Here is a 4,205-nt window from a genome sequence, read left to right as displayed (position 1 = left end):
GCTTGCGTGTATTTTATTCATTATTTTTATCGTTGTTTCCAAATCGAAATATATCGTCACGTTGCGGCAGAATATTATGTCGATATTTTCAGGATACTCCTCATCAATAAGATTTAAATAATTAAATTTCACCATGCTTTTTATTGAATTTTTTACTTCGCATCTCAAGTCTCTTTTCTCTATAAAATATTTTTTCTTATGTTCACTATTCACCAGACGCATAGAATTTTTGCCATAGACACCTTTTTCGGCCGCTTGCAGCGCTTCCGATGAAACATCCGTCGCAAAGATCCGGATATCCCACCGGTTAAAATCTTCTATAAGATCCCTTATCACCATAGCAATAGAATATGGTTCCTCGCCACTAGAACATCCAGCGCTCCAGACTCTCAATGTTGCCCGCGATTCGGGTGAAGCGGAAAGATTTTTTGTCTTCCGGGTAATGATCTCAGGCAACACCTTTTCTTTCAAAACCCTAAAATGCGGTTCATTCCTGAAAAAATAGGTATGATTTACTGTCAAAATGTTCAGCAGTTGCCTAAATTCATCTCTTTTGTTTTTGGAAGTTGTGAGGTAAGCATAGTATGCTGCCGCAGAATCAATCCCGCAAGATCCCGCCCTTGTTCTTAAAGCGGCTTCCAGACTTTTTATATCGTGGTCTTTAAAATACAGGCCGCAACTGCCGGCAATAAATTGCCTGAACTTATTCTTTAATTCTTCCGGAAAAATCATCTTAGTTATCCGTTGTCAGTTCGGAGTTTGGAGTTCGGATTAAACAGCTCGGAGTTCAAAGTTTGTAGTTGGGAGTGAAATAAAAAAATACTCCAGATTCCGAACTCATTACTCCGAACCATTAAATATATTTCTCCACTGTCGCAAACAAGTCTGCCAGCTCAAACGGTTTTGTAAGATACCCTTCAACTTTGAGCTCTTTTATTATTTCAAGATCAGCGGCATCCGCGCTTGCGGTAAGGATAACAATAGGAACTGAGCTCAACTGGGGATCTTCTTTTACTTTTCTTGCCACTTCCGTCCCATCAAGCTCCGGAAGCCGCAAATCCAAAAGCACCAGATCAGGTTTTTCTTTGCAAATAAGCTCGTATCCTTCCTTTCCATTCGTTGCCGATAATACTTCACATCCATATTTTTTTAACCTAAATGTTACCAGCCTCAAAATATCCGGTTCATCATCTACTACTAGAATTTTTTTATCCATATTTAGCTCCTTTTAAATAGTTTGGAGTTCGGAGTTAGGAGCTCGGAGTAAAATAAAAAATCCTCCGAACTTATTTCAACGACTTCATTAATCCACTCACCATTTTTGATATTTCAACACAATAATCACGTGATTTATGTCTATCTTCATTGTTAATAAAACGCTGTCTAAGTGAAATTTCAGTTATAGCGATACACTCTCTGATCGATCTTCTCGCAATTCTAAGAAATCTATTAAACTCAAGTTTGCTTCCTCCACTTCCTTCTGCTATATTCAGACAAATGGAAGTTGCTGCTCTTCTAAATTGGTCTGCCAAAGAAAACAATTCGGCGCGCGGAAATCCGCTTGTAATCTTATATACATAATCAACATACTCCAATGCCTTCTGATACACCATTAAATCTTCGAAATTAAACTTTTGCTCTATTTTTGTTTTCATTTGTCGAGTAGACATAATATGACTCCTTTTCTTATATTTTCACAATTAACAAGAGGAGTTTCAATGCCCCTCATAGAACCGGACTTGTGAATTTCTCACATCCGGCTCTTCAATCCAACTCACCTTACACGTGACACATAAAAGCTATGCACTATTTTCGGTTTTGGCAACGGATAATGCTCGAGATATTTTGTAAATCTATCCCAACTCATTTTCCGCTTCTGACTGCGCCGGTTCATCCATTTCTGCACCATTCTTATGGTGTATTTATAGAACCTTGCAATCCCCCTATAATTCTCACTAACTCCATAATACTGAAAATGTCCCCGTAGCTTTACTACCAGAATTTTCCACCACTCTTTGGTTTTAACCTGATTTCTTATCGCCTTAAGCCACGTATTCATTTCCCTGCATTTTACGGAGTATTTCTTGCGGCTGGTCTTACGTCCTACTTTGAAGTTATTGTTTCTTGACCTGTCGCAATAGTGAGTAAAACCCAGAAAATCAAACGTGTTGGTACGGCGGTTCTGTGCTTTAGCGTTTTCTCGTTCAAATCGTCCGAAACCTATATTCCGGCTTTTTGCCGGATGTATTTCCAGACCATACTTATTGAATCGGTTTCGCAGCTCTCGCTCAATGTGCTTGGCATCATCCGCATAACGGACTACGCAAACAAAGTCGTCCGCATATCTAACGATTTCACAGAACCCTCGGACATGGCTTTTGATTGTTGTCTCAAACCATGTATCCAATACATAGTGCAGGAAGATATTAGCCAAAATCGGACTGAGAATACTGCCTTGAGGCGTTCCGGTATCCGATTTTACCAATACTCCATCATCAATATAGCCGGCTTTCAGGAATTTCTTTATCAGGTTCAATAGTGTCGTATCCTTTACTCTTATCCGGATAAACTCTATGAGTTTCTCATGCGGCACATTATCAAAGAATCCCTTTATATCCGCCTCTACAATGTGGTTTACCGGCTGAAACATTGTCAAATCATTAAGTTCTTTTAATGCTTGATGACTGTTTCTCTTTGGACGAAAACCGTATGAACAGTTCAAAAAATCCTGTTCATAGATACTTTCAAGTATCCACGTGATTCCACGTTCTACTATCTTGTTCTCCAGCGCTGATATTCCGAGTGGGCGTTCTTCTGTCTCGCTTTTCGGAATATATACTCGTCTCGCCGGTATCGGCTTGTATTTCTTGCGCTTCAGCCTTGAGACTAACAGCTCCAGATTTTCATCCAAATTCCTGCCGTATTCTTCCCAGCTTAGGTTATCAATTCCTACAGCCTTATTCCTGTTCAGGCTTTTGTAGCAATCCCGAAGATATTCAGCATTCAGTAAGTGAGCAAGGCTCGTAAACTGAAAATCAGGGTTTCTTCGGGCATGACCAGTTATGAGAGATAATTTCTGCCATGTTTCTCCTATATCAGTGTACGGCATGACAGATATCCTCCCTCTGCGTTAAACTGCTGACCCCTTCGAGTGTCCCGAACCTTCGAGACTTAACAGGCATTACCCTGTTTACCCCTCTACTATGAGTCAGTCCGACTACCAAAACGCCATACTTCCTTGTTGCCTCTTCGGCTTCTTGGAAGCTTCCTGTTGGAACGCTTCGGTTCTCCCAAGTTCCAATATAAACAGTTCGTTTGCCCGCTACGGACTTAGACCCCGGCACGTCAGAGACACTCTCACCTTTAGCGTGTGTCCTGATATTGGTTTCCAGAACATGAAACCCTTGACCCAATGCGATATGGATATTTTCGAGGCTCAATACCTTCACTTGCGTTGTGGCTGACAAACTGCCCTTACCATGGCTTCGCATAATTCGTTACCTCCTTATACGCATGGTTTGGTTCCGTGCCGGTGGTTAGCCATTACACGTGCTGGATTGTCCAGCTTGCTTATATTAGCTTTTCTTGGCGCACTCATGTTTTTTCTCCGAACTCCTAACTCCCTACTCCGAACTAATACGTCTCCGTTCCTAAACCGGCAGAACAAAATAAAACGTGGTTCCTTTTCCAAACTCTGATTTAACCCATATTTTGCCATTATGACGCGCTACGATTTCTTTAGAGATAACCAACCCTAAACCAGTCCCACCAACCTTTCTTTCTTTGCCACCGATCTGCTCAAAATAGTTAAAGAGACGATCTAGATCCTCTTTTTTTACTCCCATCCCCGTATCAGAAACCGCTACCTGTACGATATTGTCTTTAACTGAGGTAGCTATCGTCACCGACCCCTTCTCGGTAAACTTGATCGCATTATTTATAAGATTTGTCAGCACCTGAATAATTTTATCTTTGTCAAAACGAAAAGTTGGGATATTCTTTTTACAACGTGTAATGATCTCAAGTTGTTTTTGCCGCGCTACCGTGTCCATTGTCTGGCAGACCTCACATACTGTCTCATTTATATCATTCTCTTCAATATTGAAAGTCATCTTTCCCGCTTCAAGCTTCTGAAAATCAAGAACATCGTTTATCAGCCTGGCCAATCGATCAACATTTCTTTTTGCGATCCCCAAAAATTCATG

Annotated in this window: 5 protein-coding genes; all 5 read right to left on the bottom strand. The window is 40.8% G+C overall.

All coding sequences use genetic code 11. The features are described 5' to 3' along the window. A partial coding sequence (locus P9M13_01820) for a CheR family methyltransferase (GenBank protein ID MDP8262026.1) occupies positions 1-732 on the bottom strand: 732 nt, incomplete at its 3' end. A 121-nt stretch (positions 733-853) separates the two neighbouring features. Further along, positions 854-1,216 carry a response regulator gene (locus P9M13_01815; GenBank protein MDP8262025.1) on the bottom strand — a complete coding sequence of 121 codons (363 nt, stop codon included), beginning with the start codon at positions 1,214-1,216 and terminating at the stop codon, positions 854-856. Positions 1,217-1,286: 70 nt separating this feature from the next. Beyond that, positions 1,287-1,670 (bottom strand): four helix bundle protein, encoded by a 384-nt coding sequence (locus P9M13_01810; GenBank protein ID MDP8262024.1) that lies wholly within the window; start codon positions 1,668-1,670, stop codon positions 1,287-1,289. Positions 1,671-1,774: 104 nt separating this feature from the next. Beyond that, positions 1,775-3,109 (bottom strand): group II intron reverse transcriptase/maturase, encoded by a 1,335-nt coding sequence (ltrA, locus tag P9M13_01805; protein ID MDP8262023.1) that lies wholly within the window; start codon positions 3,107-3,109, stop codon positions 1,775-1,777. Positions 3,110-3,650: 541 nt separating this feature from the next. Then, a partial coding sequence (locus P9M13_01800) for a HAMP domain-containing sensor histidine kinase (protein MDP8262022.1) occupies positions 3,651-4,205 on the bottom strand: 555 nt, incomplete at its 5' end.

This window comes from Candidatus Ancaeobacter aquaticus (genome assembly GCA_030765405.1).
GTDB classification, from domain to species: Bacteria; Auribacterota; Ancaeobacteria; order Ancaeobacterales; family Ancaeobacteraceae; genus Ancaeobacter; species Ancaeobacter aquaticus.
The sequence above is the reverse complement of the archived record's forward strand: the minus strand, read 5'-3'. Positions and strand labels throughout refer to the sequence as shown.

Bases quoted from the DNA above. Each gene is read 5' to 3' on its own strand.
- P9M13_01815 (MDP8262025.1), bottom strand. From the start codon at position 1,216: ATGGATAAAAAAATTCTAGTAGTAGATGATGAACCGGATATTTTGAGG.
- P9M13_01810 (MDP8262024.1), bottom strand. From the start codon at position 1,670: ATGTCTACTCGACAAATGAAAACAAAAATAGAGCAAAAGTTTAATTTC.
- ltrA (MDP8262023.1), bottom strand. From the start codon at position 3,109: ATGCCGTACACTGATATAGGAGAAACATGGCAGAAATTATCTCTCATA.